Raw genomic sequence first — 23,769 nt, forward strand, 5'->3', positions numbered from 1 at the left:
TGTAGTCGCGTGGTTCGTTCTCAGTAGATCAGTTCGCCGTCGATAAACTTCCGGGTGCGTTCGTCCCGCGGGGCCTCGAAGATCGTCGCCGTCTCGCCGACTTCGATGATGCCGTCGCCGAGCAGGACCGCGACCCGATCGGCGACGCGCTCGGCCTGGTTCATGTCGTGGGTCGCGACGACGACGCCGATCTCCCGGTCACGCGCCTCGAGCACGGCGTCCTCGATGACGGCCGTGTTCCGCGGATCCAGGTCGGAGGTCGGCTCGTCGAGCAACAGGACGTCGGGATCGTACGCGAGCGCGCGAGCGAACGCGACGCGCTGGGCCTCGCCGCCCGACAGCGACGCGGCGTTCTGGGTCGCGCTGTCGGCGAGGCCGACGACGTCGAGCGCCTCGAGGGTCTCCCCCGTTCCGGGTGCCTCACCGGTGAGGCGCTCGAGGTGCCATTTGAGGCGCTCGAGCCACGAACGACGGACGCGAAGCCCGTACTCGACGTTCCGGCGGATGCTCGCGTCGAACAGGTTCGCCGTCTGGAACACCATGCCGATCCGTCGGCGACACGCCAGCCGCCGGCGCTCCGGGGCCGCCCAGACGTCGGTCCCGTCGTACTCGATCCGTCCTCGATCCGGGCGCTCGAACAGCGCGAGCAGGCGCAGCAGCGTCGACTTGCCGACGCCCGAGGGACCGATGATCGCGACGACCTCGCCCGGCGACACCGACAGCGAGACCTCCTCGAAGACCGGATCACCGTTGTATCCGTGGTGAACGTCGGTAACGTCGAGCGTCATCGGAGCCCCCCGGAGTCGCTTCCCAGCCGGACGACGATGGCGTTGACGAGCAGTACCAGGACGACGAGCAACGCTCCGAGGATCATCGCGGTCTCGAACCGTCCCTGTCGGGCCTCGAGCTGGATCGCCGTCGTGAGAGTTCGGGTGTAGGATTCGCCCTCCGGTCCGGCGATGTTCCCGCCGACGATGAGGACGGAGCCGACCTCGCTGATCGCCCGACCGAAGCCCGCGAGGACCGCCGTCGCGATGCCGTATCTGGCTTCTTTGATCGTGACGAGCGCGACGTCGAGCCGCGTGCCGCCGATCGCGAACGCCGCGTCGCGCACGCCCTGATCGACGCTCGAGACGGCCGCGAGGCTGACGCCCGTGATGACCGGTGCGGCGAGGACGAACTGCGACATGATCATCGCCTCGCGGGTGAAGACGAGTTCGAACGAGCCCAGCGGTCCCTGGTTCGAAACGGCGAAGAGGACGACGAGACCCACGACGACGCTCGGAAACCCCATCCCGGTGTTGATGATCGAGGTGAGCAACTGCTTGCCCCGAAACTCTTTGAAGCCGAGCAAGAGTGCGACTGGGAGGCTACACAGCGTGCTCAACGCGACCGCGATAAGACTCACGTACAGCGAGACGTAGACGATACTCCGGATGTACGTCCACTCGAAGGGGAACTCGATCAGCAGCGGGTGCAACGCTCCGGTTCCAGGTATCATCCCTATCGCGTATCAGTCGTCGGTCGTTCTCTCCCAGTCCTCCGGCACGTACTGCTGGAAGTTCGGCTCCTCGGCCAGCGCCTCGGGGAAGAACAGCTGTTCGCCGTCGACGGCGTACTCCGCGATGATCTTCTGGCCCTCGACGCTCGTGAGATAGCCGATGTACGCCATCGCGAGGTCATACTCGACGTTCTCGTGGACGGCGGGGTTAACCGCGACGATTCCGTACGGATTCGCGAGCAGCTCCGGACCTCCCTCGATCGGCCCCTCGACGAGGATCTCGAGGTCGATATCCGACTGCATGGAGAGATACGTCCCGCGGTCGGCGAGCGTGTAGCCCCCGCCCTGATTGGTCTGGCTGAGCACTTCTCCCATTCCCTGTCCTCGTTCCTGGTACCACTCGCCGAACTCGTCGACGCCGGCGGCGTCCCAGATCTCGAGTTCCTTCGTGTGCGTCCCGGACTCGTCGCCGCGCGAGAGGAACGTCGACTCCGTCGCGGCGATCTCCTCGAACGCCTCGGTGATCTCCTCCGCACCCGAAATCCCCGCCGGATCGTCCGACTCGCCGACGACGACGAAATCGTTGAACATGAGATCGCGGCGGTTGACGCCGTACCCGTCCTCGATGAACTCGTCCTCGAGCGAGCGGGCGTGAACCATCACGACGTCCGAGTCGCCGTTTCGTGCGTGCTCGAGCGCGGCACCGGTCCCTTCGGAAACCGTCTCGACGCCCACACCGTATCGCTCCTCGAACGAGAGGTTCACCTCGTCGAGCAGACCCGTATCGTAGGTGCTCGTCGTCGTCGTGAGCGTGATGCTCTCGCCGCTGATCGCCGGTCCGCCGTCGCCTTCGTCGCCGTTACCGTCGCTCACGGCCGCACAGCCGGCAAACCCAGCGGCGACGCCGCTCCCGGCTACCGCGAGGAACCGGCGGCGTTGTATCGCCATGGATATCACGACCCACCGAATCGGCAAATAGCTTTGGGTGGGAAGTAACCACATTCAGTTTCAACCAAACTCGCCTTCCGCGTCGTCCGGTTGTAGGAGAGTGTTCCAACGAAATGCTCTGCAAACGATAACTGGATCACGTTACAGTACGGCGACGCCAATCCGTAGCGACGTAGTAGGCTGACCCGGGACCGATGAGTTGTTTGCTCGCAACGCCTAATCGTCGTACGATGTACGTCCGGACGGCGACACCCGACGACGCGCTCGAGGTTCGGCGGATCCTCGACGGCGCGATGCTCGACCCCGGCGACGTCGAAGCGCGGATCGACGCCGACGACGTCCTCGTCGCCGGCGACCACCGCGGCGGAAGCGGGGGAGTCGACGGAACGTCGGAGCGGATTCTCGGTGCGCTCGTCCTCGAGCCCCGTGAGTGCGGCGCGCACGTCTCGGCGATCAGCGTCCGGCGTCGCCACCGGGGACGCGGTATCGGGCGAACGCTGGTCGAACGCGCGCTCGAGCGAGAGTGTCGGCTCACGGCACGGTTCGACGACGGCGTCCGCCCGTTCTACGAGACACTCGGCTTCGCGATCGAGCCGATCGACGACCAGCGACATCGCGGCGTCGTCGTGGCGGGAAAGGAGTCGTAACGAGGAGGAGTCGTGACGGAAGCCGTCCGTTGCCGGCGGAACTTTAACACCGAGAACGTGGTACAGGGCTTCGCATGGCGATACAACGGATGCTCAGCGGTGACCCGTCGAAGAGTGCGAAGCTGTACCTCGCGATCGGCGTTATCTCGCTCGTAAAGGCAATCGCGGTACGGAAGGATCGGGAACGGTTTCGGACGGAACTGGTCGACGCCGCCCTGTTCATCGGCGTCGGCGTAGCGCTCCAGAAGTACAGTCAGCTCAAAGCGGAGAAACGAGAGGAAATCGAATCGCAGGTGCCCGACTGGCTGGCCGGCGTCGCGGAATCCGACGCGGCGAAGGAGGGCGTCCGTTCCCTCGCGAAGCGGCAGTTCGGTGGAGAGCCCGAGCCGGAACCCACGTTCCGCGACCGGGCGAAGGACGCGATTTCGGGCCGATAGCCCGTCCGTCTGATCGCGAGCGATTTTTTTTACACCAGTCAGCATCGACGAGGGGTACCGCTGCGTGCCAGAAATAGCGGAAAGCGCCCGAGTAGCGGAGAGCACTCTGTTACAACCGAAGATCGTGAAGCTGGCGCACGTCGAACGGCTCGATCTGGCCCGCGAGCTCACCGCCCGGATACTCCTCGGTATGGACGTTGACGTACGTCTCGCCCGCTTCGATCTTTTCGACCAGTTGCTGGACGGTCTGGGACTCGGCCTCTGGAACGCGTCCCGCCTGAATGACGTCGTCGGTGATCGTTCCCGCGTCCAGCAGGCCGGTGAACGGCCCCTCGACGAGTTCCTCGTCCTGCGTCTCGAAGTCGTGTAGCCAGACCGCGACGGGTCCGAGGGGCTCGTCCTCGTGGACGTGCGACATGAACGTGTTCTCGATGTTCGCGAGCGTGAGCGCGAACGTCAGTTCGTCGTCACGGTGCTGGAAGACGGCGAGCCCGCTCGCGTCCGTTTCGACGCCCTCCTGGGGCAGCAGTCGCGCGACGTAGAGGCCGTGGACGTCGGCCTTTTCGAGGTGGTCGTCCACGCTCTCGGTTTTCTTCTCGGCGTCGTCGTGATCCGGTTTCTCGTCGTCGTGGTGAGTCGCCGCGACGAGGCCGGAGCCCGCGGTCGCGACGGCTCCGACGCCGAGGAGTTTGAGCGCTGTTCGTCGAGTCGAATCCGTATCAGTCATCGATCGACACCTGGAACGAGCGTCGGGCGACCCCACCATAGTTTTCGTTCACATACAGTGAACAACCCGTGGTACGGCCGCCGTACAACCGCGTACGATCCACCTACAGCCGGTGCTTCACGTCGACGGCGTTAGGACGTGATCGGCTCGAGCGTCGCCGTGAAGTGGCGGATCTCCTCCATCTCTGGCTCGCTGACGATCTCGAGACCGGAGACTTCCTCGCGGCGCTCGAGGACTGCAGCAGCGGTCTCGGCGACGTGTTCTAAGTGTTCTCGGTGGTACATCCGTCGCGGGACGGCGAGTCGGACGAGTTCGGGTCGGTCGGTGCCGGGGAACGCGAATCTCCCGAGTTCGACCCCCCGAACGCCGCCTTCACGGTAAAGTTCGCAGACCAGGGCCTGTCCGGGGAACTGCTCGGGGTCGAGGTGCGAGAAGAGCGCACCGGCGTCGAGGTAGACCGCGTGTCCGCCCGCGGGCGTGTACATCGGAACGCCGACCGACTCGAGCATCGAGGCGAGTTCCTGAATCTGCTCGACGCGGTCGGCGACGTAGGCCTCGTCGACGGCCTCGCGGAGCCCGACCGCCATCGCCGCGACGTCACGGCCGGCCATCCCGCCGTAGGTCGGGAATCCCTCGTAGAGGATCGCTCGCTGCTTGCACCGCTCGTACAGCCGTTCGTCGTCGGTCGCGACGAAGCCGCCGGCGTTCGACAGGGCGTCTTTCTTGCCGCTCATCACGAGCGCGTCGGCGAGGGGAAGCTGTTCGCGGGCGACCGCGGCGACCGAGACGTCCGAGAACTCGGCCTCCCGCTGGGTGACGAAGTAGGCGTTCTCGGCGAACCGGCAGGCGTCGATGACGAACGTCGCGCCGATCTCGTCCGCGAACTCCCGGACGCGGCGCGTGTTCTCGACGGAGACCGGCTGGCCCGCCGTGGAGTTGTTCGTGATCGTCTGAACGACGACCGGAACCCGCTCGGCGCCGTACTCGTCGACGACCGCACGGGCCCGCTCGATCGAGAAGTTCCCTTTGAATGGCCCCTCCGCATCCGGGTCGGTGGCGTCGTCGACCGGACAGTCGACCGGCTCCGCTCCCTGGTTGGCGATGTGAGCGCGCGTCGTGTCGAAGTGCGTGTTGTTCGGGACGACGTCGCCCTCCGAGACCAGCGTTCCGTAGAGGACGTTCTCCGCTCCTCGTCCCTGGTGAGCCGGCACCACGCGTTCGAATCCCATCACCTCCTCGACGGCGGACTCGAGTTCCTCAAAGCTCCGCGACCCCGCGTACGATTCGTCACCTCGGATCAGTGCCGCCCACTGTTCGTCGCTCATCGCGCCCGTTCCGCTGTCGGTGAGCAGATCGACGAACACGTCGTCCGAGGGGAGATTGAAGACGTTGTACCCTGCCTCCTCGAGGGCTCGCTCTCGCTGCGCTCGCGATGGGAGCCGGATCTGTTCGACCAGTTTCGACTTGTAACCGACCATAGGATGGGTTCGTGAGCCAGACAGTTCAACTCGAGTGAGAGGTCCTGGGCACGAACGTCACGAGCGCTCCATCGGCGACTCGATGTGGGACTCGCTGTGCGAATGCCGCCAGTAATGAGCAAAACGGCACGCTACGGGTCAGTGATCGGCGTGAAAAACGAACGGCATCCGCAGCGTGTTTAGCGGGTGACTCGTAGCGTCGCTCGGGACGGCGGTCCGCGATCGGACCGCAGGCTCCCGCCTGCTATCAGAGCAGGAGCGACAGCACGGCCAGTACCAGGAACGCGAGCACGAGCCACTTGGCGATCGTCATCGAGACGCCTGCGACGCCGGTCGCACCGACCGCGGCAGCGATCAGTGCGATGACGAAGAACAGTATTGCGAGTTCTAACATACATCGACTTTCGGCGGGATGATAAAAGTGCGTTGAGCCTGAAACTGCCACTCGAGAGCGGTTCGGCCGCCAGAAATTCGGCGGTAGAGCCGCGTTGGATCCCGGAAGACCGGCTTCAGCGGCATTTTCCCGTAACCGTGACCGAGGAGATCCGAGAAACGTCGGTCGCTCCCGTTCATACTGTCGGACAGAAGTCAATGAGAAGTCGATCGCGAAGTAGCGACCGTCGCCGCTGGAGACGGCCGCGTCCGAGCGATCGATCTTCAAATAGTTCTGTTCGGCAGTATCAGAAGAGGTCCTGTGTCAACTCGAGCGTCCGCTCCCGGTCGTCCCAGTCGACGAAGAGCGCGACGCTGGTCGCGCTCGTGATGATGTCGTGGACGTTGATTCGTGCCTCTGCCAGCGGGTTGACGATGTCGCTGATGATCCCCGGCTGGTTGGGGAGTTCGCCGCCGGTGACGCGAACGACTGCGAGGGACTCGTCGACGGTAACGCTCGAGAGTTCGTCGCGCGCGATGACCTCGCGATGGAGAATGTTCTCGGCGCGTTCGGCCTCCTCCTCGTCGACGTAGAACGTGACGCTGTCGAGTCCACTCGCGACGGCGTCGACGTTGATGTCGCTCTCGCTGAGCGGTTTCGAGAGGTGGTTGAAGACCCCGGGCTGGTTGCGGATCGCACGGCCTGCGACCGTCAGACAGGCCAGTGGCCGCTCGCGAAGGTCGACCAGGTTCTGGAACTCGCCCTCGATGCTCGTCCCGCCCGAGAGGAGGTCGCCGTGCTGGTAGTGGACGACGCGGACGTCGAGCTTTCCGCCCTTGTAGGAGAGCGCGGACGGGGCGACGACCTCGGCGCCGCGGAACGAGAGGTTCCGGAGCTCGTCGACGGAAATCTCGCCGACGTTTCGGGCACCTTCGACGACGTTGGGATCGCCGGTCATGACGCCCTCGACGTCGGTGACGATGACGACCTCGTCGGCGTCCATGTACTTGCCCATCATGACCGCAGTCGTGTCACTCCCCCCGCGGCCGAGCGTCGTGATCGAGCCGTCCGGTCCCTCGGCGAGGAACCCGGTGATCACCGGCACCGTCTCGTCGAGATCTTCGGCGACCTCGAACGCGCGGCGCTGGGTCTCCTCGACGTCGACCTCGCCGTACTCGTCGGTGACGATGGGCCAGTTCTCGCTGCCGGGCTCGAGGAACGTCGCCTCGACGTCGCGGGCCGTCAGCGCGGCCTTGAGCATCCGGACCGAGGTCCGCTCGCCCATGCTGACGATCTGGGCGCGGTCGGCCTCGTCGGTGTCGAAGGTGATCTCGTCGAGCAGGTCGTCGGTGGTCGATCCCATCGCGCTCGCGACGACGGCGATCTCGTGACCGTCCTCGACGGCAGCCGCGATCGAGTCCGCGGCGCGGTTGATTCGGTCACCGCTGCCGAGACTCGTTCCGCCGAACTTCGCTACGACGCGCATGCTGGCACCTCACTGAGGGGAAGCGCGCTGGTGTATTGACTCATGGCAGGTGGTTGCAAGAGCGAGCAGATAACTGTGTCTCATCGTCCGCATTTTTACCCGTAGTCGCGTCCGGTTGCGCCGTCGCGCAGCGACTCTCGAGCGACGACAGTCGTGACAGTACCCTCTTCTACCGAAAGCGCCGACTGGATTTATGTTCGTGCGTGTCATTACCACATTCCAATGAACGTACGGGACGCACTCGAGGCCGACGCCGACGCGCTGGCGGCGATCGCCGACTCACCCACCGACGTGATGCGAAATCTGGTTCACGACCGAACGGTGCGCGTCGCAGAGGACGGAACCCACGATCCGAACGCGGACGTCTCGGAGTCGCAGTACAGCGGCTCGGATCCCGAGGATCTGCTCGGATTCGTCAGTTTCGACGCCCGCGAGGACACCGTTCACGTCACGCAACTCGACGGAACCCCCGAAGCGTGCAAACGACTGCTCGCCGAACCGGTTCGGTTCGCCGAACGCGAGTCGATGGCCGTCGAGGTTCTGATCGCATCCGGTGCCGGCCCGATCGAGGACGCCGCTGAGGAGTTGGGATTCGAGAGACGAGGACGGGGACCGCAGTTCGAAGGCGCCTCGACGGTTCGGTTCCGACTGGACCCCGCTAGCTGAACTTCTGGACCGTGACGTCGAGCGTGTCGAGATCGACGATGGGCGCGTAGCCGGCGTCGGGATCGATGTTGACGCTCTTCTGGAAGTCCGTCTGGGCCTGCCAGCAGCCGGAATTGATCGCGAGCACGTTGTGGTACTTTCCGAAGCCGAGCTTGTGAACGTGGCCCGTATGGAAGATGTCCGGAACCTCCTCCATGATGAGGTAGTCCCGTTCTTCGGGTGCGAGTCGAGTGTGACCGCCGAACTGCGGCGCAACGTGGCGTTTCTTCAGGAGCTGGTACATCGCCTTGTGGGGATCGTCGTAGCTCGCCTTCTCTTCCGGGAGCTCCGCGATCACTTCGTCGAGCGAAACGCCGTGATACATCAGGACAGAGACGCCCTCGAGCGTCACCGTCGACGGGTTGCTCACGATGCGCGCGTCGTGGGCGGTCATGATCTCTCGAAGCTCCTCGTCGAACCCGGGCTGGGGTTCGGCGAGGCGGACCGCGTCGTGGTTACCGGGAATCATGACGATCTCGATGTCGCCCGGGACCCGTTTGAGATGCTCGTTGAACAGTTCGTACTGCTCGTAGATGTCGATGACGTCGAGTTCCTCGTCCTGGTTCGGATAGATGCCGACGCCCTCGACCATGTCACCGGCAATGAGCAAGTACTCGACGTGCTGGGCCTGCTCCGTGTGGAGCCAGTCGGCAAAGCGGTTCCAGGCGTCACCCATAAACTCCTGACTGCCGACGTGGACGTCGCTGATGAGCGCCGCCTGCACGTGGCGATCGGCGGTCGAGGGTTCGTGCGTCCGCGGAACGTCCGGGAAGTACATCGAGTCGACGAACGCGATCCCCGAGTCGTCGGCGAGCGTTCCCTCCATCGCCAACACTTCGTCACAGAGCAGTTCGTCGACGAGGTCGGCGTACTCACGATCCTTCATCACCAGCCACGGGAAGGTCCCGGTGGCGTCCTCGAGTTCGATCAGCCAGTGACCGCTCGCCGTCGACCGAACGTCGTTGACCAGACCGACCATCGCGACGTCACTGCCGCCGGGCATCGACTGGATAGCCGTCGCCGGCCGGTGATTGACGCGGCCGCGAAGCTTCGATCCCAGTCGCTCGAGTCGGTCCCGGAACACCGAAACGAAGTCGCCGTACTCCCCCGTACCCGTACTCTCTCCGGTCATGTCGCCGACGATCTCGAGCGAGCGTTCGTCGGGATCCGACGACCGTCCGGCACCCTTCGACACCCCCTTCGTTTCAACTGGACTACCGCCTGCAGTGGACTGTGTATTCGTCTTCTGAGCTCCAGTTGAAGTGGGGGTGTCGGCCGGCGAGGACGGAGGGTCCGACTCGCTCAGATCGTCCAGCACTGATTCGACGTGCTCGAGGCGAACGACCAGCGCGTCCGACGGAAGTCCCTCGATGACGCGCTGGAGCGTCGCCGCCGGGTCGTCCGCGGACGCGATTCGGGTTACCGCCTCGCGTTCGGCGTTGTAGCCGCGGCTCGTGAGTTCGCTGACGATCCGGGCGGGCCCCTCGAGTGGCACACGCCTCGCATTCGTGACCGGGGGCAAAAGGATAGCGGATGCAGATCGGTACGGCGAACAGAACCTTGATTGCCGGTCCCGGAATAAGACGGGACGATGAGCGGCCCCGACCCCGGAGACGTCGACGACAGCAGCGATAACACCGGTGAGTCCAGCCGCCACGATCCGCACGACGACCGATCGGACGGGACCGGCGATCCGGATCACGGGAGAGCGCCGTCTCCCGACCGGAACGAGACGTCCGCAGACGCGACCCGTCAGGACGGCCCCGACGGCGCGCAGGGGAACGCGCCCGCACGCAGCGAGCGCGCAGACAGCGGCGACGGCGCTACCGTCTCGATCGAGGACGATGGGGTCCTCCGCTGGTTCCTCAAGACGAACGATGACTCGGCCGTCCTGGTACGCGACGTCCTGGGCAGCGTCGCCATCGTCGTGGTCGTCGGACTCCTCCTCTTTGCGGTCAGTGGCATCTGGCCACCGCTGGTCGCCGTCGAAAGCGGCAGTATGGAACCGAACATGGAGAAGGGTGATCTCATCTTCGTCGTCGCGGACGACCGCTTCGTCGGTGACGACCCCGCCGGAGAGACCGGCGTCGTCACCCTCGAGGACGGACAGGACCACGAGAAGTTCGGAAAGTCGGGTGACGTCATCATCTTCAAACCGAACGGTAACGAGTTCCAGACACCCGTGATACATCGCGCCCACTTCTGGGTCGACGAGGGTGAGAACTGGGTCGACACCAAAGCGGACGAAGAGTACGTCGCGGGAGCCAACTGCAACGAGATCCAGACCTGTCCCGCCACCCACGACGGCTTCATCACGAAGGGTGACGCCAACCCCTACTACGATCAGTACCAGCAGGGTCCCGGCGCACAGACCGACGTCGTCCAGCCCGAGTGGGTCACCGGAAAGGCGACCTTCCGGATCCCATGGCTCGGCTACGTCCGTTTGACCTTCGACTCGATCCTGGGTGAACTCGTCGCGCCGCAGCCGACGATCGAAACGGTCAGCAGTTCGCTCGAGAACGGGCCAGGCGTGTCCGACGAACACGTCGTCGCCGGCGGAATCGGTGCGACGGGCCTCGCCGCAACCGGAACCGGCGTCGCGATGGCCGCCGGCCGTTTCCACCGCGAGTAACACCCGTCGGGAGTACCAGAACGTCGATCCCCAGTTCCGTCCGATTTTCCCTGTCTCGAGTTCCAGAGCGGTCGCTCAGAGGTGTTCTCGAGTCGAAACGAGGGGGTTCTGGGACGCCGTCTCCGATCGTCAGTTCTCGAACCGGGCCTGGACGAACGGCTGGATGTCGTCGATGTTACTCAGGCGAGAGTCGCTCAGGAGGACGGCCTCGGTCTCGTCGATCGGAACCGAGAGACTGATCTCCTTCGTTCGGCCGTACCGTCCCTTCGAGACGACCACGGCGTTGACGATGCCGAGCATGTCGAGTTCGCTGATGAGGTCGGTGACGCGGCGCTGGGTCAGGACATCGGCGTCGATCTCCTCACAGAGACGCTTGTAGATGTTGAACACCTCGCCGGTGTTGATGCTGTGGACGCCGTTTTTCTCGAGCAAGATGGTCGAGAAGAGGACGAGTTTGCTCTGAGTCGGGAGCGTGCGGACGACTTCGACGACGCGGTCGAGTTCGATCTTGTCCTGGGCCTGCCGAACGTGCTCCTCGATGATCGTCTCGGCCTGGGACCGCTCCGCGAGTTCGCCTGCAGTCCGGAGGAGGTCGAGTGCCCGGCGAGCGTCCCCGTGTTCCTGTGCAGCGAAGGCCGCACACAGTGGGATCACGTCGCCCGAGAGTGCGTTCCCTTTGAACGCGACCTCGGCTCGGTGCTGGAGGATGTCGCGCAGTTGATTCGCGTCGTACGGCGGGAAGACGATCTCCTCCTCACCCAGACTCGACTTGACGCGCGGATCGAGGAAATCGGTGAACTTGAGATCGTTCGAGATACCGATGATCGAGACTCGAGAGTTCTCGAGTTCCGAGTTCATCCGCGAGAGGTTGTAGAGCGTGTCGTCGCCGCTCTTCTCGACGAGTTTGTCGATCTCGTCGAGCATGATAACGACGACGCGCTCGTCGTAGTCGACGGCGTCGAAGAAGACGCTGTAGACCCGGTCGGTCGGCCACCCCGTCATCGGGACCTCCTCGAACGACTCCTTGTCCTCCTCGAGCGAATCGATTCGGTCTTCGACCTCGGCGAGAGCGGTAAACGGTGTCGACTCGAGGGGATGTGTCGGCGCTGGTTCGCTCTCGGCCGAGTCGGATGAGGACCCCCCTGTTTCTACTGGAGAATCGCCAGAGGAAGCGTCGGTTTCGGTTGCAAATGAAACGTCACTGTCATCCGTTTTCTCTTCGCTGGTAGTCGGGTTGCCGTCGGCGGATCGGCCGTCGTGGACGGCGGACTCGAACGGGTCGTCGCTCGTGCTGTCGTCGGCCGGTGATCCGTTCCCGGAGTGGGAGGTGGCCTCGTCCTCGTACTGTTCGACGGTCTCGAGAAGTTCCTCGAGGGAGGCGACCTTTTCGTCGATTCGCGCCTTGTTCTTCTCGATGAACTTGTTCGCGAGCTGTGCGAGGACGCGATACTGAGTGTCGGTGACCTCGCAGTTGATGTACTCGACGTCACAGGGGACGCTGTACTTCTGGGAGGTGCTCTCGAGTTCCTTGCTGACGAACTTCGCGCTCGCGGTCTTTCCCGTCCCCGTCTTGCCGTAGATCAGGATGTTCGACGGCGTCTCGCCACGGAGTGCGGCGACGAGGATCGTCGCCATCTTGTTGATCTGATCGCTTCGATGCGGAAGCTCGTGTGGGGTATAGGAGGGGCGGAGAACCTCCTTGTTCTCGAAGATCGGCTCTCCACTGAGCAGGTCGTCGAACAGTCCCTGATTCGGCTCGTCGTCGCCGATTGCCGTTTCCTCGAGCGGCGTCGAAAATCCGTGTGTACCGTCGGGTTCGACCTCGTCCGCCCCTGGTATCTCCGAGTTGTCATCTGACATCAGTCGTTCGAGTACCCCCTTGTTTCGTGTGGAACACTGGCCCGAAAACAGGAATATCGGCGTATGGATGGCTGTTGTAGCCGATCCAGTATTACGGTTACCCGATCCGGATCCAGTTGATGCAGACGAAACAGAGGAAGACCGAGATATTAAATTCTTCCCTTTCATTCACGCACGGTGTAGTATGTCTCCCGCGCAGGCGAATGTACTCTACTGTCGATCAGTACGCTCGCCACGGGAACTGAAACCGGCTATTGCAGCGGTTGGATCATCTCCGAACGACTCGTGTTCGTTCCAGTTCCGAGAGTTCCGCTGGCGTCGGCTCGATCGGACCACCCCTCCTTCACGTCGAGCACGACACTCTCGTCTCCTTCATTTCTCTCGTCTCCTTCACTTTGAATTACAATCGCCCACCGTCGAACGGTGCTCGAAACTGGTGATGGCGGCTTCTGCCTCGACTCGGCAGCCGGTCGCTCCGAGAGCTTATTCGGCACTTGATCGCTTCGAGCGCTCCTGCTCGAGTGAGAAACGACTGCCTGGATGGACAATCGTCGTGCGGGCGCGCAAGAACCTCGAGTTAAATGGAAACGTTGTAACGAAGTGTATTCCGAGAACGGGATGAAACCGGCCGAGAGCGGAATGAGACCGGAGCAAGCGGACGGAGTACACTCTGGAACGCACCAGACGATTCACCGGAGTGCACCCGAGGAACCAGATGCTTCGTGTGATAGTGGGCTCTTCAGGTGGTCAGTGATGTACGTAAGCGGGCTCCGGCAGTGCGTGTAGGTAAAGTGTCTGATTCGAATGGTGTAGTGATCGGTCAGTAGGTGAGGTGGGACTCTGGGAGGAGGACAGAGCAAGGAATTACGTTGAATGGGAGGTAGCTACGTTAGATGGTAACAAGGAACGGTGTAGATGGTCTAGCCCCCCACCCCTTCGTTTCAGGTGGAACGGTCCGAAGGAGGGGGTGGGGATGGGAGTGTTTGGAAGGGAAGGTTTTATCCTAATAGGCCAAAAACAATATCCGCAGCACTAGCAAAAACGCGCTGTTACTAGGTGAGGTTGTTTATGTTGCTAGTTGCTACTAGAATTCTCTCTCTGAGGGGCTCGAGTTACTAGTCCCGTTCTACCCCTCGAATTCCCGGTCGAGACCGTCCGAACTCCCCGCTCGAGGCGAAACGAGGGCCTCGACCGGACCGTCCACCGCCGATCCCACCCCCACACCCTCGCGACTCTCCAGTTGAAACGAAGGGGTGGGGGTGGGATCACCGGGAAAACTCCCGTCGAAATAGCGATCAGCCATCACTTCTGGAACGGTCCAGAGACGCTCACTGAAAAGCGGTACCATTTCACGCTCGATCTATGTCACCACTACGCTTGACGAGTTACGACAGAATCGGTGATTTGGCCGTCCCTCGCACGTATTCGATCGTTCACTGTGGATGCTGATAATTCAAATCCGTTGGATAGTAAACACGTCTGACGTAGGCTTAAGTGGGTTCAGTTTGTAGTACGCGCAGATGCACCCCGCGGTGCTGGAGGGCCCCAAAGGATGGGATTGTTAACAGAACTCAAGGATAGTGTCTCCCGGGTTACGGATCGGTTGTTTACCGACGCGGAACCCAAACGAATCGGTATCTACGGACCGCCCAACGCTGGAAAGACGACGCTCGCGAATCGGATCGCTCGTGACTGGACGGGCGACGCGATCGGTACGGAGAGTCACGTTCCACACGAAACACGCCGTGCACGCAGGAAAGAAGACGTCGAGATTGAGCGCAACGGCAAGTCGGTATCGATCGATATCGTCGACACACCCGGTGTAACGACGAAAGTCGACTACGAGGAGTTTACCGACGAGATGGAAGAGGAGGACGCGATTCGTCGGTCGCGTGAGGCGACCGAAGGAGTCGCCGAGGCGATGCACTGGCTCCGTGAGGACGTCGACGGCGTCATCTACGTGTTAGACAGCGCGAAAGACCCGATTACGCAGGTCAACACGATGCTGATCGGCATCGTCGAGTCACGCGATCTACCGGTACTCATCTTCGCGAACAAGATCGACCTCGACGACTCGAGTGTCAAACGAATCGAGGACGCGTTCCCGCAGCACAAGACGATCCCGCTGTCTGCGAAGGAGGGCGAAAACATGGACGAGGTCTACGACAACATCGCAGAGTACTTCGGGTGATTACGATGCCGAAAGCAACTAACGCAGACGACCTGGACGGCCCGGACGGTGTACAAATCGACCTCATCAGCGGCGAGCGGATGGATCGGATGGCGACCACGGAAAAGATCCGGATGATCCTCGATGGGGTCCACGACGGCAACATCGTCATCCTCGAGGAGGGGCTCACTCCGGACGAGGAGAGCAAACTCATCGAGATGACGATGGCCGAGATCAGTCCCGACGGCTTCAACGGGATCGAGATCGAGACGTATCCGAAGTCAGAGACGCGGGATTCGTCGCTTCTCGGCCGCATCATGGGGTCGAACGAGTCGACTGCGAAGCTGACGGTGATCGGACCAGCGAACCAGATCGAAACGCTCCACAAGGACGAAACGCTCATCAGCGCGCTGGTGTCCCGCAACTAATGCCGCACCAATGCACGAACTGCGGCCGCACGTTCCCCGACGGCTCCAAGGAGATGCTCTCGGGCTGTCCCGACTGTGGCGGGAACAAGTTCCAGTTCGCGCCGAGTTCGGGCACGACGGCCGCTGGTACCGCTTCTGAATCGAATGCCGGAGCCGGTGGAGACCGGACCGGTGTGGCCGAGACGTCGTCCGGGGACGATTCCGAAGCGGACCCGGACGGCGTCGCGTCCCGCGCCGCAGAGACGGTTCGTGGATGGGTCTCTTCGGGGTCGCCCGACGAGTCGACCGGCGGATCGACGAGAGATGCAACGACGGCAGACCCGGCAACGGACACAGCGACAGCGGACGCAGCAACGACAGACACAGCGACGGCGGATACGACGACGGACACAACGGGGACGGACACGACGGCGACAGATACGACGACGGACGCCACAGCGTCGGAGACGACGAATATCGAGTCGCCGTCGACGTCTCCCGAGAACGCCGAACGGGGACACGCATCGGAGTCGGCGTCGTCCTCGAGCGAGACCCAACCCGGTACGACGTCGGCTGCCGAGAGCGAGGGGTTCTCCGAGTGGCCCGACTCCGCTCGCCGTCCGGAAGACCGGTCGTCCGGAACCGAGTCCGGAGCCGATCAGTCCGTGACTGCGCAGTCTCCGACCGATCAGACCACGGCGACACGGTCTGTGACGGAAGACCAGTCCGTAACGGCCGATCGATCCGCAGCGGACGACCGATCCGTAGCAGACGATCAGCCCACTGGGGCAACGGACGTCGAGACGAACGCACATCCAGTCGAGTCAGAGGACTCGGCACAGGCGAGCGCTCGAAGCGAGGTCGTTCCGGCGGACGATCTTCCGGTAGATGCGGGACAGGACGGGGACTCTGGAGTCGTCACTGACGTCGGCGGAAATACGGAAGCCGGCGCGGACAGTCGGGGCGACCAGCCGCCGAACGACGGCCGAGTCGTCAGCGAACCGTCGGGCGAACAGCCGTCGATCGAGGATCTCCGGGCGGAACTCAACGAGCAGTTCGAGAGTATCAAGATCGTCCGTCCCGGACAGTACGAACTCAACCTCATGGAGCTCTACAACCGTGACGAGTACATTATCTCGCTCCAGGAGGACGGCCGGTACGTGATCGACGTCCCGGATTCGTGGCACGACGGTGCCGACGAGTAACCGCGATCGCGTCGATTCTCCGTTCGTTCGCTGACGTCAGCACTGTTACCACGGGCCTTTACTCTTCCACCGCGGCTTCTGTTCTTCTACTACCGTGGGCTTTCACCCCCTCGAGCCCCTCGTTTCGCCTGTAGGCACTTCTCGGAGCCCCTCGTTTCGCCGATAGCCGCCGCGATACCGAGAAATGAGGCCGATCACTGCCGGCGGAGCCACGGTTCCACCGGAAACGGTGCCTCGTCGTTTCTCTCCGTGTGACCTTTCCTGTGAGACAGCGACGATCGACTCCGTTGGAGTACCGGTTTGACGATCCGATGGAGCACTGGTTTGGCCCCGATTTCGGGCGAGACAGATGGATTTAAGCGACGCGGCCGATAGCCTCCGAACATGAGTACTGCAACCAAGGTCGTCCTCGCGACGGTCGCTGCATCGACGCTGCTGTCGGTCCTGATAATCTTCCAGACAGTCTTCGTCTGATGTTCGAGGTTCGAGAGCTCTCGAGCCCGGTCGAGGCGATTCGGGAAGAGCACGCACCGGACGCCGTCGTCGTCGACTGCGAGCGCGACTTCGAGACGCTCCCGCCCGCCCAGGCCGAGGATCTGGGGCTGCTCGTCGACGCGCTCGAGCCAGCGAGCTACCCCGCAGAGTGGCTTCCGGCGAACGCACCGAAACTGCTCGCCCGCTACGCGGGGTCCGATTTCACGGTCGGAATGCCGGGGGACGGCAGCATCGCCTGGACGCGCCAGACCGACCCGCCGACGGTCATCGTCAAACCTCGCGTGGGGGGATCACCGGAGCCGTTCCTGAACTTTCTGCTCGCTGAGGCGCTCGTCGAGGTTGGACTCGACGTTCCCGAACAGTTCATCGGCTTCTTCGAGGAGGAGTACCGGGCGCTCGATCAGGCGACGAGCCTCGATTCCGGCGGGACCTATCAGGTCGCCGCCGCGCTCTACGACGGCTGGAAGGGGCTTCACACGCGCGAGGTGTTCGCCGAGTGGGACGACGACCACCCCGAACTCGCCGACGCCTGGCAGGACGCCGGAACGCGACTCGAGGACCGCGTCTCGGAGCTTCCACGGGCCGTCGCCCGCGGCGAGACGGAGTTCGCCGACGCGACGGAGCTAGCCTGTGCGTCGCTCAAGCACGCCATCGAACTCCCGGCGCCGTTCGCCGCCCTCGACACCGACGCCTACCGGGAGCACGGCCCCGACTACGCGATCACGTGGGCCGAGAAGACGTTCGACGCGCTCGAGGAGTAACGGGTAGCGATTCGCGAGCGCGGTCTCGCGCCGGTAAGGCGCCGACTCAGGCGTCCTCGACGCGCTCGAGGACGAGCCGCTCCTCGAACCCCCCGCGTTCCGCCCGCTTTTCGCGACGCTGACGCTCGATCGATTCACGGGATCGATCCTGCGCCTCGAGAATCGCGTCGACGACCTCCAGGACGTCGGCCAGTTCCTCGAGCTCTCTCGACTCGTCGAACTCCCTCGCCTCCTCGAGAAGCTTTGCTGCGAGTCTGTCGGCGTACTCTTCGTCGTCAGCGATATGAGTTATCGGCCGCTCGTTTTCGGCTTCGATGAGCTCGGGAATGCGATCACGGACGAGTTTGTCGTACTCTGTGGGCATGGATGTTGTCCTCCGTACTCCTGGGTGTCGTACTCGTAGGCATTGTGTGATAACCGGTGGAATACCGCGGGTCGCGCGTTCAGAAGTTCGCGTCGACGCTGCCGTCCTCGTCGAGATCGATGGTGCCGTCGAACAGCGCGCGGAACTCGTCGACGAACGACTCGTCGTGTGGATCCTCCGAGAGGTGGAAGAGTCCGACAGCGTCGTGTTCCTCGAGCAGCGAGAGGATCCGCTCGGCCGCGGAAAGCGCCTGCTCCTCGCCGGCGTAGTAGGCGAGTTCGGTGACCGAGTCGAAGCTGATCCGGAGTTTGCCGTCGTGGTCGTCGAGGAAGCCGTCGATGTGGTTGACGATGCCGTCGACGTCGTCCGGCGCGGCGACGTAGTGGACGGTGTCACTGGAGCGTCGCGAGTAGCCGCGTTCGATGCTCAGCGTGTCGAGAATCTCGGCGCGGTTCTCGTCGACGTCGTAGTACTCGAGTTTCTGTCTGACTTCGCGGGCGGTCGTCCGCGTGGAGACGACGAGAAAGTTGTCGGTGTCGGTCTTGAGGAAATCAGTGTCGATTCGGTCCGTCTCACCGGTGCTCGGGTGAAGCAAGAGAATCCCGGTCCCCCCTGGAACCGTTTCGGGCGTTCCCTCGATTGCCAGTTCGTACTCCATATTGCGTGATCAATTTCCGGAACCGACTTAATACTGCGGATGTGTCTCGCGGTGGCGTGGTGCTCTTCACTGACAACTGGTCGCGTCCGCAACCGGTTGGGGCGGCCGCTCAGGCGTTCTCCTGGCGGAGGATGATCACCATCGAGAGGCCGGAGACGAGCAGGATGACGAACGCGGGAATCGCGGCGTGGCTCATGTAGGCGGCCTGTTCGGCTCGCCAGATGTGGGTGACGAGCGTATCGAAGCCTGTCGGCCGGAGCAACAGCGTCGCCGGCAGTTCCTTCATCGTCGTCAGAAAGACCAGCGCCGCGCCGGCGACGATACCCGGTGCGATCAGCGGGAGCGTCACCTGCCGGAAGGTCTCCGCGTTGCTCTTGCCGAGCGTCCGGGCGGCCTCGGTCAGTTTCGGGTTGACCTGCAGGATCGCGGTCCGGGTCGAGCCGACGGACTGGGGCATGAAGCGGACGACGTAGGCGAATATCAGCAGCGGGAGCATCTGGTAGACGACGCCGGCGTAGTTAGCTCCGAAGAACACGAGCGCGAGGCCGATGACGATTCCGGGAACCGCGTAGCCGACGTAGGTCGCCCGCTCGAACAGTTCGCCGAGTCGCGTGTCGTACCGCGCGGCGAGGTACGCGACCGGCAACGCGGCGACGGCGGCGACCACCGCGGCCGCGGCCGACACCGCCGCCGAGTTGAACGCGTACTCCCACTGGAACTGGTAGGCGGCGACGTCGCTCGTCGCGCCGCCGACCAGCCACGAGGTGAAGATGAGCACCGGGAGCACGAGCGTCGCCAGGAAGACGAGCGAACACGCGGCCAGCGCCGGCAGCCGCCAGGCGCCGAGTTCGACCGTGAGCCCCTGGCCGCCGCTCGAGTCGGTGTACACCTTCTCGCGACCGCGGATCTTCGACTCGAGCGCGAGGATGAAGACGGTGACGACGATCAACTGGACCGAGAGCATCGCGGCGTAATCGAGGTTCCAGCCGCGGTACTCGACGTAGATCTGCCGGGTGAAGACGTCGACCTGCATGAACGCGGGGGTCCCGAAGTCGGAGACCGCGTACAGCGCGACGAGCAGGGCGCCGGCGGTGATCGCCGGCCACACCTGCGGGAGCGTAACGCGGCGGAACGTCTCCCAGTAGCCGTGATCGAGCGTTCGTGCGGCGTCGACGAGCGTCGTGTCGAACGTTTTCAGCGCCGCGCGGGTCGTCAGGAACACGTACGGATAGGTGTAGAGCGTGATCACGAGGATCGCGCCGTGAAGTCCGTAGATCTCCGGCAGCCGTTCCACGCCCAGGGGGGCGAGCAACGACTGGAGTTCGCCCCGCGGCCCGAACGCGGAGATGTACGCGAGCGCGCCGAGGTAGCTCGGAATCGCGAGCGGGAGCGCGATGACGATCGTCCAGAACCGTTTGAACTGGAGATCGGTCCGGACGGTCAGCCACGCCAGCGGCACGCCGATGAGCACCGAGAGAACCGTGACGCCGGCCATCAGGACGATGCTGTTGAACGCGATCTCGAGCGACCGGGGACGAAGCAGGATATCGGAGGCGCGACCCGGATCGACCTCGAACGCGCGGATGAAGATCCACGTCAGCGGAAAGACCATCAGCGCGGCGACGGCACCGCTCAACAGCGTCAGTCCGAGAGCGTGGTCTCTCCGGGAGAAGACGGACGCGGTATCGTCGGTCGTCGAGACGCGATCGCTCACGAATTGCTCCTTGCCGGGGTGGCGGTTTATGGCTTCCTAACTCTGCGTTCGTCCGCTCGAATACGGAGTGCTGCCCGCCGAGCTACAGGACGCCGGTGTCGCGGAGGAGGTCCTGTGCGGGTTCGACGTCCGCGAGATCGTTCAGGTCGAACGTCGGCGGGTTCAGTTCGTCTAGTTGTGGGAGGTCGCCGACGTATTCTACGTCCTCGATGACGGCGTACTCGGCGTTCAGTTCGACGAAGAGCTCCTGTATCTCCTCGCTGAGGACGGCTTCGACGAACTCCTGGGCGAGGTCGAGATCGTCCGCCGTGTCGACCGGCGCGACGCCGGAGACGTTGAACAGCGAGCCGACGTCGCCGTCGGTGAACGTGACGTTGATCGGCGCGTCCTCCTCGTCCTCGATGAGTCGGCCGACGTAGTAGTGGTTGACCAGACCGACGGATATCTCGCCGTCCGCGACGGCCTGTGGGGTCGTCGAGCCGCCCTCGTAGCCGTTGATCCCGAGTTCCTGGAGTCCCTCGATCCATTCCCTGGTCTCGTCCTCGCCGTACTCGATCATCATCGCGCGGATGAACGAGAGGAACGAACCGGAGTCGGTTCGCCACCCGAGTTCGTCCTCGAACCGGTCGTCCTCGGCGTACTCGAAGATGTCGTCCGGCAGGTCCTCGGCCTCCCACTCGTCGGTGTTGTAGGCGACCGACCGCGTTCGCCCGGAGACGCCGGTCCAGGTCCCGTCCGGATCGCGGTACGACTCGGGCACGGTCTCGAGTACGTCGTCGGGCAGTTCTGCGGTTCGACCCGCTTCCTTGAGCTGGCCGAGAGTGCCCGAGTCCTGCGTGTAGAAGAGATCCGCGGGGCTGTCCTCTCCCTCCTCGACGATCTGTCCGACCATTCCGGCGGAGTCCCCGTACCGATCCTCGATCGCGACGTCCAGTTGCTCTTCGACTTCGCGGAAGATCGGTTCGATCTGGTCCTCCGAGCGCCCGGAGTAGATCGTGAGTCCGTCGCCGTCGTTACCCAGACAACCGGCGAGGCCGGCGGTTCCGGCGACCGCCGCGCCAGTCGTCGCGAGGAACCGTCGTCGTCCGATCGTCGAGCAGCCGTTCCGTTCTGTATCGCGCTGTTGCATATCTAGTTTTAGGCTGACCTAAAACACAAATACCTTCCGATTATCCGCGGTAGAACGGTCGAGAGGGTGAGACAGCGTACGCTGTCCGATCGGCGGCCGTCCGATGCCCACGGTTTTCGGCCGACCTAAACCTCTCCGTTTCCACCTTTTTAGGGCAGCCTAAAGAACCTGTCGGTGACTCCCTCGAGGCGGGAGCAGCCGTTCGGAACGAACCGCCGAGGGAGCAAGCCGGGCCGCCGTTCCGCGGCTGGCGCTCGAGTCGAACCGATTTTGACGCTCTGGGCTGATGGGTCCCCTATGAGCGTTCGCGAAGAGTTCAACGACTGGGCTACGAGCGGCAAGGACAGGGGAATGGAGGAGCGCCACTGGCACACGGCCAAGCACGCGCTCGCGCGGATGCCGGTCGAACCGGGCGACACCATTCTCGACCTGGGCTGTGGCAGCGGCTACGCCGGCCGCGCACTGCGGGACACCAAGGACGCGGGACGGGTGTACGGACTCGACGGCTCTCCGGAGATGGCCCACAACGCCGCGGGCTACACGGACGACGGACTGGTGAGCTACGTCGTCGGCGACTTCGGCTCGCTGCCGTTCGCCGACGACTCGATCGATCACGTCTGGAGTATGGAAGCGTTCTACTACGCCGCCGATCCCCACGAGACGCTCGAGGAGATCGCGCGCGTGCTCCGTCCCGGCGGGACGTTCTACTGTGCGGTCAACTACTACGAGGAGAACGTCCACTCCCACGAGTGGCAGGAGTTTATTTCGATCGAGATGACCTGCTGGGATCGCGACCAGTACCGCGAGGCCTTCCGCGACGCGGGACTCCACGTCGCCGAACAGGACAACGTCCCGGACCGCGAGATTTCGATCCCCAGCGAGGCCGAGTTCCCGCTCGAGGACTGGGACAGCCGCGAGGCGATGGTCGAACGCTACCGCGAGTACGGGACCCTCCTGACGGTCGGCGTATCCCCTTGATTTCAGGTGGAACTCCCCGGCGAACCCCTTGGTTTCCACTCGAGCCGGATTCGAGAACCGGTCCGACCCGGCTCACGTCATTCGATTCACATCCTTCACACGGTTCCGAGTCAGTAGTCGAAACTCGCCGTCACTCGAGTCGAAACAACCCCCCTTTGTCACGATCACACCGACGGGATCAGTTCGACTCGAACCGCTCGCCCGCCGGGATCGTGATCTCGAGCCAGTTCTCCTCGGGGGGCAGCGGACAGTCGAAGGTCTCGCTGTAGGCACAGAACGGGGTGTACGCGAGGTTGAAGTCGACGACGATCTCGTCGCCGGTCTCGAGGTCACGATCCGGCGCGAGTTCCATGTAGCGCCCGCCCCGGTAGCTCTGCTGGCCGGTCGTCTTGTCGCGGAACGGGACGAACAGCGGCTCCTCGTCTGGACTCTCGAGTTGATAGCCGGCCAGTTCGAACGTGCCGTCCTCGAGGTCCTCGTCTTCCCGTTCGACGTCGAACTCGAGCGTGACGGTCCGAAGATAGCGCATCTCGCGGTCCGCGGTCGTCTCCATCAGCACGACCTCGGGATCGTCGTGGACTTCGGCGGTCGCGACGACGCGGTAGTCCGGGTCCGGATCGAAGTAGTCGAGTCCGTCGAAGTCGTCGCGCTCTTCGGGCGGAATCGGCGACTGGGGATGGTCGGCGAAGAATTCGTCCTTCTCGGCGCGCTTTGTCTCGAGTTCGTCGCGCCAGCGATCGACATCTCCGTCGGGAAAGTCGGCCATACGACCGCTTGGCTGCCGACACTGGAAGACGTTACGTTTGAATCGTTCGAAATGCGGGAACCTGACGGGACGACCGGGGAAACGGAAACGAGACACGGCTGGCGGACTGAACTCCGTTTCCCGGGTGAGGTGCTGATCACGAGTTCCGGTCCCGTATCGGAGCGGTTCACCTGGCATTCGTTCGTGTTCCACTGCGTCGGAACACGGTCGATTCGACGCTCCGGCGTACCCGGAACGCGACTGAACCGGCGTCCGCCACCGATTTATATTTTGCTATACAAACTAAATATTTAGATAGTACTAAAAACATCGGTGTTGTTCGTCCTCG

General features: G+C 63.4%; 24 protein-coding genes. 10 read left to right on the forward strand and 14 right to left on the reverse strand.

The features are described 5' to 3' along the window. Nucleotides 1-20: 20 nt before the first annotated feature. The 3 genes from CV102_RS05085 to CV102_RS05095 are packed head-to-tail and all read right to left on the reverse strand — an operon-like array spanning nt 21 to nt 2,449. Nucleotides 21-788, reverse strand: coding sequence for an amino acid ABC transporter ATP-binding protein (locus CV102_RS05085; protein WP_148856810.1), 768 nt, complete (start codon nt 786-788; stop codon nt 21-23). Then, on the reverse strand, nt 785-1,501 hold the full coding sequence (locus CV102_RS05090) for an ABC transporter permease (RefSeq protein ID WP_148856811.1): 717 nt from the start codon (nt 1,499-1,501) through the stop codon (nt 785-787). Before CV102_RS05090 ends, CV102_RS05085 begins: the two co-directional genes overlap by 4 nt. 12 nt (nt 1,502-1,513) lie before the next feature. Beyond that, nucleotides 1,514-2,449, reverse strand: coding sequence for a substrate-binding domain-containing protein (locus CV102_RS05095; RefSeq protein ID WP_148856812.1), 936 nt, complete (start codon nt 2,447-2,449; stop codon nt 1,514-1,516). 230 nt (nt 2,450-2,679) lie between these two features. Between CV102_RS05095 and CV102_RS05100 the strand changes: the two genes are divergently transcribed. Further along, nucleotides 2,680-3,096, forward strand: a complete 417-nt coding sequence (locus CV102_RS05100) for a GNAT family N-acetyltransferase (RefSeq protein WP_148856813.1) — start codon at nt 2,680-2,682, stop codon at nt 3,094-3,096. 74 nt (nt 3,097-3,170) lie between these two features. After that, on the forward strand, nt 3,171-3,533 hold the full coding sequence (locus CV102_RS05105) for a hypothetical protein (protein WP_148856814.1): 363 nt from the start codon (nt 3,171-3,173) through the stop codon (nt 3,531-3,533). Between the two features lie 109 nt (nt 3,534-3,642). Here the strand turns inward: CV102_RS05105 and CV102_RS05110 are convergent, their stop codons facing one another. From CV102_RS05110 to CV102_RS05125, 4 genes are all read right to left on the reverse strand, one after another. Further along, nucleotides 3,643-4,260 (reverse strand): CHRD domain-containing protein, encoded by a 618-nt coding sequence (locus CV102_RS05110; protein WP_148856815.1) that lies wholly within the window; start codon nt 4,258-4,260, stop codon nt 3,643-3,645. Nucleotides 4,261-4,391: 131 nt separating this feature from the next. Then, a complete protein-coding gene (locus tag CV102_RS05115; protein ID WP_148856816.1) occupies nt 4,392-5,738 on the reverse strand; it encodes a tryptophanase in 1,347 nt (448 codons plus the stop codon). A gap of 247 nt (nt 5,739-5,985) precedes the next feature. Further along, a complete protein-coding gene (locus CV102_RS05120; protein ID WP_148856817.1) occupies nt 5,986-6,132 on the reverse strand; it encodes a DUF1328 family protein in 147 nt (48 codons plus the stop codon). Between the two features lie 286 nt (nt 6,133-6,418). Continuing rightward, nucleotides 6,419-7,597 carry an aspartate kinase gene (locus CV102_RS05125; protein WP_148856818.1) on the reverse strand — a complete coding sequence of 393 codons (1,179 nt, stop codon included), beginning with the start codon at nt 7,595-7,597 and terminating at the stop codon, nt 6,419-6,421. A 222-nt stretch (nt 7,598-7,819) separates the two neighbouring features. On the opposite strand from CV102_RS05125, the gene CV102_RS05130 reads away from it, so the two are divergent. Next, nucleotides 7,820-8,263 carry a hypothetical protein gene (locus CV102_RS05130; protein WP_148856819.1) on the forward strand — a complete coding sequence of 148 codons (444 nt, stop codon included), beginning with the start codon at nt 7,820-7,822 and terminating at the stop codon, nt 8,261-8,263. Here CV102_RS05130 and CV102_RS05135 read toward each other — a convergent pair. Beyond that, nucleotides 8,256-9,797: a DNA-directed DNA polymerase II small subunit gene (locus CV102_RS05135; RefSeq protein WP_148856820.1), complete on the reverse strand. Its 1,542-nt coding sequence runs from the start codon at nt 9,795-9,797 to the stop codon at nt 8,256-8,258. The genes CV102_RS05130 and CV102_RS05135 overlap by 8 nt on opposite strands. Nucleotides 9,798-9,893: 96 nt before the next feature. Between CV102_RS05135 and CV102_RS05140 the strand changes: the two genes are divergently transcribed. After that, entirely contained in the window at nt 9,894-10,934 is a 1,041-nt protein-coding gene (locus CV102_RS05140; RefSeq protein WP_148856821.1) for a S26 family signal peptidase, read from the forward strand. 129 nt (nt 10,935-11,063) lie between these two features. Here CV102_RS05140 and CV102_RS05145 read toward each other — a convergent pair whose 3' ends face one another. After that, nucleotides 11,064-12,794 carry a Cdc6/Cdc18 family protein gene (locus CV102_RS05145; protein ID WP_148856822.1) on the reverse strand — a complete coding sequence of 577 codons (1,731 nt, stop codon included), beginning with the start codon at nt 12,792-12,794 and terminating at the stop codon, nt 11,064-11,066. A gap of 1,552 nt (nt 12,795-14,346) precedes the next feature. Here CV102_RS05145 and CV102_RS05150 point away from each other — a divergent pair. The 5 genes from CV102_RS05150 (at nt 14,347) to CV102_RS05165 (ending at nt 17,832) form a co-directional block, all read left to right on the forward strand. Beyond that, nucleotides 14,347-14,985 carry an Era-like GTP-binding protein gene (locus CV102_RS05150; RefSeq protein WP_148856823.1) on the forward strand — a complete coding sequence of 213 codons (639 nt, stop codon included), beginning with the start codon at nt 14,347-14,349 and terminating at the stop codon, nt 14,983-14,985. Between the two features lie 5 nt (nt 14,986-14,990). Next, the gene (locus CV102_RS05155; RefSeq protein ID WP_148856824.1) at nt 14,991-15,392 is read left to right on the forward strand and encodes a DUF2073 domain-containing protein; all 402 of its coding nucleotides are present in this window, start codon (nt 14,991-14,993) and stop codon (nt 15,390-15,392) included. Beyond that, entirely contained in the window at nt 15,392-16,576 is a 1,185-nt protein-coding gene (locus CV102_RS05160; RefSeq protein ID WP_148856825.1) for an OapC/ArvC family zinc-ribbon domain-containing protein, read from the forward strand. Before CV102_RS05155 ends, CV102_RS05160 begins: the two co-directional genes overlap by 1 nt. A 384-nt stretch (nt 16,577-16,960) precedes the next feature. After that, a complete protein-coding gene (locus CV102_RS27365) occupies nt 16,961-17,050 on the forward strand; it encodes a hypothetical protein (RefSeq protein ID WP_449289625.1) in 90 nt (29 codons plus the stop codon). Continuing rightward, nucleotides 17,050-17,832 carry a DUF7089 family protein gene (locus CV102_RS05165; protein ID WP_148856826.1) on the forward strand — a complete coding sequence of 261 codons (783 nt, stop codon included), beginning with the start codon at nt 17,050-17,052 and terminating at the stop codon, nt 17,830-17,832. Before CV102_RS27365 ends, CV102_RS05165 begins: the two co-directional genes overlap by 1 nt. Before the next feature lie 46 nt (nt 17,833-17,878). Here CV102_RS05165 and CV102_RS05170 read toward each other — a convergent pair whose 3' ends face one another. The 4 genes from CV102_RS05170 to CV102_RS05185 form a co-directional block, all read right to left on the reverse strand. Beyond that, nucleotides 17,879-18,196, reverse strand: a complete 318-nt coding sequence (locus tag CV102_RS05170; RefSeq protein ID WP_148856827.1) for a nucleoside triphosphate pyrophosphohydrolase — start codon at nt 18,194-18,196, stop codon at nt 17,879-17,881. Nucleotides 18,197-18,275: 79 nt separating this feature from the next. Continuing rightward, nucleotides 18,276-18,854 carry a DUF7090 family protein gene (locus CV102_RS05175; RefSeq protein WP_148856828.1) on the reverse strand — a complete coding sequence of 193 codons (579 nt, stop codon included), beginning with the start codon at nt 18,852-18,854 and terminating at the stop codon, nt 18,276-18,278. A gap of 109 nt (nt 18,855-18,963) precedes the next feature. Beyond that, nucleotides 18,964-20,466, reverse strand: coding sequence for an ABC transporter permease (locus tag CV102_RS05180; protein ID WP_148857107.1), 1,503 nt, complete (start codon nt 20,464-20,466; stop codon nt 18,964-18,966). 184 nt (nt 20,467-20,650) lie between these two features. Then, nucleotides 20,651-21,697: an extracellular solute-binding protein gene (locus CV102_RS05185; protein ID WP_148856829.1), complete on the reverse strand. Its 1,047-nt coding sequence runs from the start codon at nt 21,695-21,697 to the stop codon at nt 20,651-20,653. A 297-nt stretch (nt 21,698-21,994) separates the two neighbouring features. On the opposite strand from CV102_RS05185, the gene CV102_RS05190 reads away from it, so the two are divergent. Then, nucleotides 21,995-22,675, forward strand: a complete 681-nt coding sequence (locus CV102_RS05190; RefSeq protein ID WP_148856830.1) for a class I SAM-dependent methyltransferase — start codon at nt 21,995-21,997, stop codon at nt 22,673-22,675. 178 nt (nt 22,676-22,853) lie between these two features. Here CV102_RS05190 and CV102_RS05195 read toward each other — a convergent pair whose 3' ends face one another. Further along, nucleotides 22,854-23,441, reverse strand: a complete 588-nt coding sequence (locus CV102_RS05195; RefSeq protein ID WP_148856831.1) for a DUF1684 domain-containing protein — start codon at nt 23,439-23,441, stop codon at nt 22,854-22,856. Nucleotides 23,442-23,769 lie beyond the last annotated feature (328 nt).

The organism is Natronococcus pandeyae (assembly GCF_008122205.1).
GTDB classification, from domain to species: Archaea; Halobacteriota; Halobacteria; order Halobacteriales; family Natrialbaceae; genus Natronococcus; species Natronococcus pandeyae.

Coding starts and splice junctions, on each gene's coding strand:
- CV102_RS05085 (WP_148856810.1), bottom strand. CDS start 788: ATGACGCTCGACGTTACCGACGTTCACCACGGATACAACGGTGATCCG.
- CV102_RS05090 (WP_148856811.1), bottom strand. CDS start 1,501: ATGATACCTGGAACCGGAGCGTTGCACCCGCTGCTGATCGAGTTCCCC.
- CV102_RS05095 (WP_148856812.1), bottom strand. CDS start 2,449: ATGGCGATACAACGCCGCCGGTTCCTCGCGGTAGCCGGGAGCGGCGTC.
- CV102_RS05100 (WP_148856813.1), top strand. CDS start 2,680: ATGTACGTCCGGACGGCGACACCCGACGACGCGCTCGAGGTTCGGCGG.
- CV102_RS05105 (WP_148856814.1), top strand. CDS start 3,171: ATGGCGATACAACGGATGCTCAGCGGTGACCCGTCGAAGAGTGCGAAG.
- CV102_RS05110 (WP_148856815.1), bottom strand. CDS start 4,260: ATGACTGATACGGATTCGACTCGACGAACAGCGCTCAAACTCCTCGGC.
- CV102_RS05115 (WP_148856816.1), bottom strand. CDS start 5,738: ATGGTCGGTTACAAGTCGAAACTGGTCGAACAGATCCGGCTCCCATCG.
- CV102_RS05120 (WP_148856817.1), bottom strand. CDS start 6,132: ATGTTAGAACTCGCAATACTGTTCTTCGTCATCGCACTGATCGCTGCC.
- CV102_RS05125 (WP_148856818.1), bottom strand. CDS start 7,597: ATGCGCGTCGTAGCGAAGTTCGGCGGAACGAGTCTCGGCAGCGGTGAC.
- CV102_RS05130 (WP_148856819.1), top strand. CDS start 7,820: ATGAACGTACGGGACGCACTCGAGGCCGACGCCGACGCGCTGGCGGCG.
- CV102_RS05140 (WP_148856821.1), top strand. CDS start 9,894: ATGAGCGGCCCCGACCCCGGAGACGTCGACGACAGCAGCGATAACACC.
- CV102_RS05145 (WP_148856822.1), bottom strand. CDS start 12,794: ATGTCAGATGACAACTCGGAGATACCAGGGGCGGACGAGGTCGAACCC.
- CV102_RS05150 (WP_148856823.1), top strand. CDS start 14,347: ATGGGATTGTTAACAGAACTCAAGGATAGTGTCTCCCGGGTTACGGAT.
- CV102_RS05155 (WP_148856824.1), top strand. CDS start 14,991: ATGCCGAAAGCAACTAACGCAGACGACCTGGACGGCCCGGACGGTGTA.
- CV102_RS05160 (WP_148856825.1), top strand. CDS start 15,392: ATGCCGCACCAATGCACGAACTGCGGCCGCACGTTCCCCGACGGCTCC.
- CV102_RS27365 (WP_449289625.1), top strand. CDS start 16,961: ATGAGTACTGCAACCAAGGTCGTCCTCGCGACGGTCGCTGCATCGACG.
- CV102_RS05165 (WP_148856826.1), top strand. CDS start 17,050: ATGTTCGAGGTTCGAGAGCTCTCGAGCCCGGTCGAGGCGATTCGGGAA.
- CV102_RS05170 (WP_148856827.1), bottom strand. CDS start 18,196: ATGCCCACAGAGTACGACAAACTCGTCCGTGATCGCATTCCCGAGCTC.
- CV102_RS05175 (WP_148856828.1), bottom strand. CDS start 18,854: ATGGAGTACGAACTGGCAATCGAGGGAACGCCCGAAACGGTTCCAGGG.
- CV102_RS05180 (WP_148857107.1), bottom strand. CDS start 20,466: ATGGTCTTTCCGCTGACGTGGATCTTCATCCGCGCGTTCGAGGTCGAT.
- CV102_RS05185 (WP_148856829.1), bottom strand. CDS start 21,697: ATGCAACAGCGCGATACAGAACGGAACGGCTGCTCGACGATCGGACGA.
- CV102_RS05190 (WP_148856830.1), top strand. CDS start 21,995: ATGAGCGTTCGCGAAGAGTTCAACGACTGGGCTACGAGCGGCAAGGAC.
- CV102_RS05195 (WP_148856831.1), bottom strand. CDS start 23,441: ATGGCCGACTTTCCCGACGGAGATGTCGATCGCTGGCGCGACGAACTC.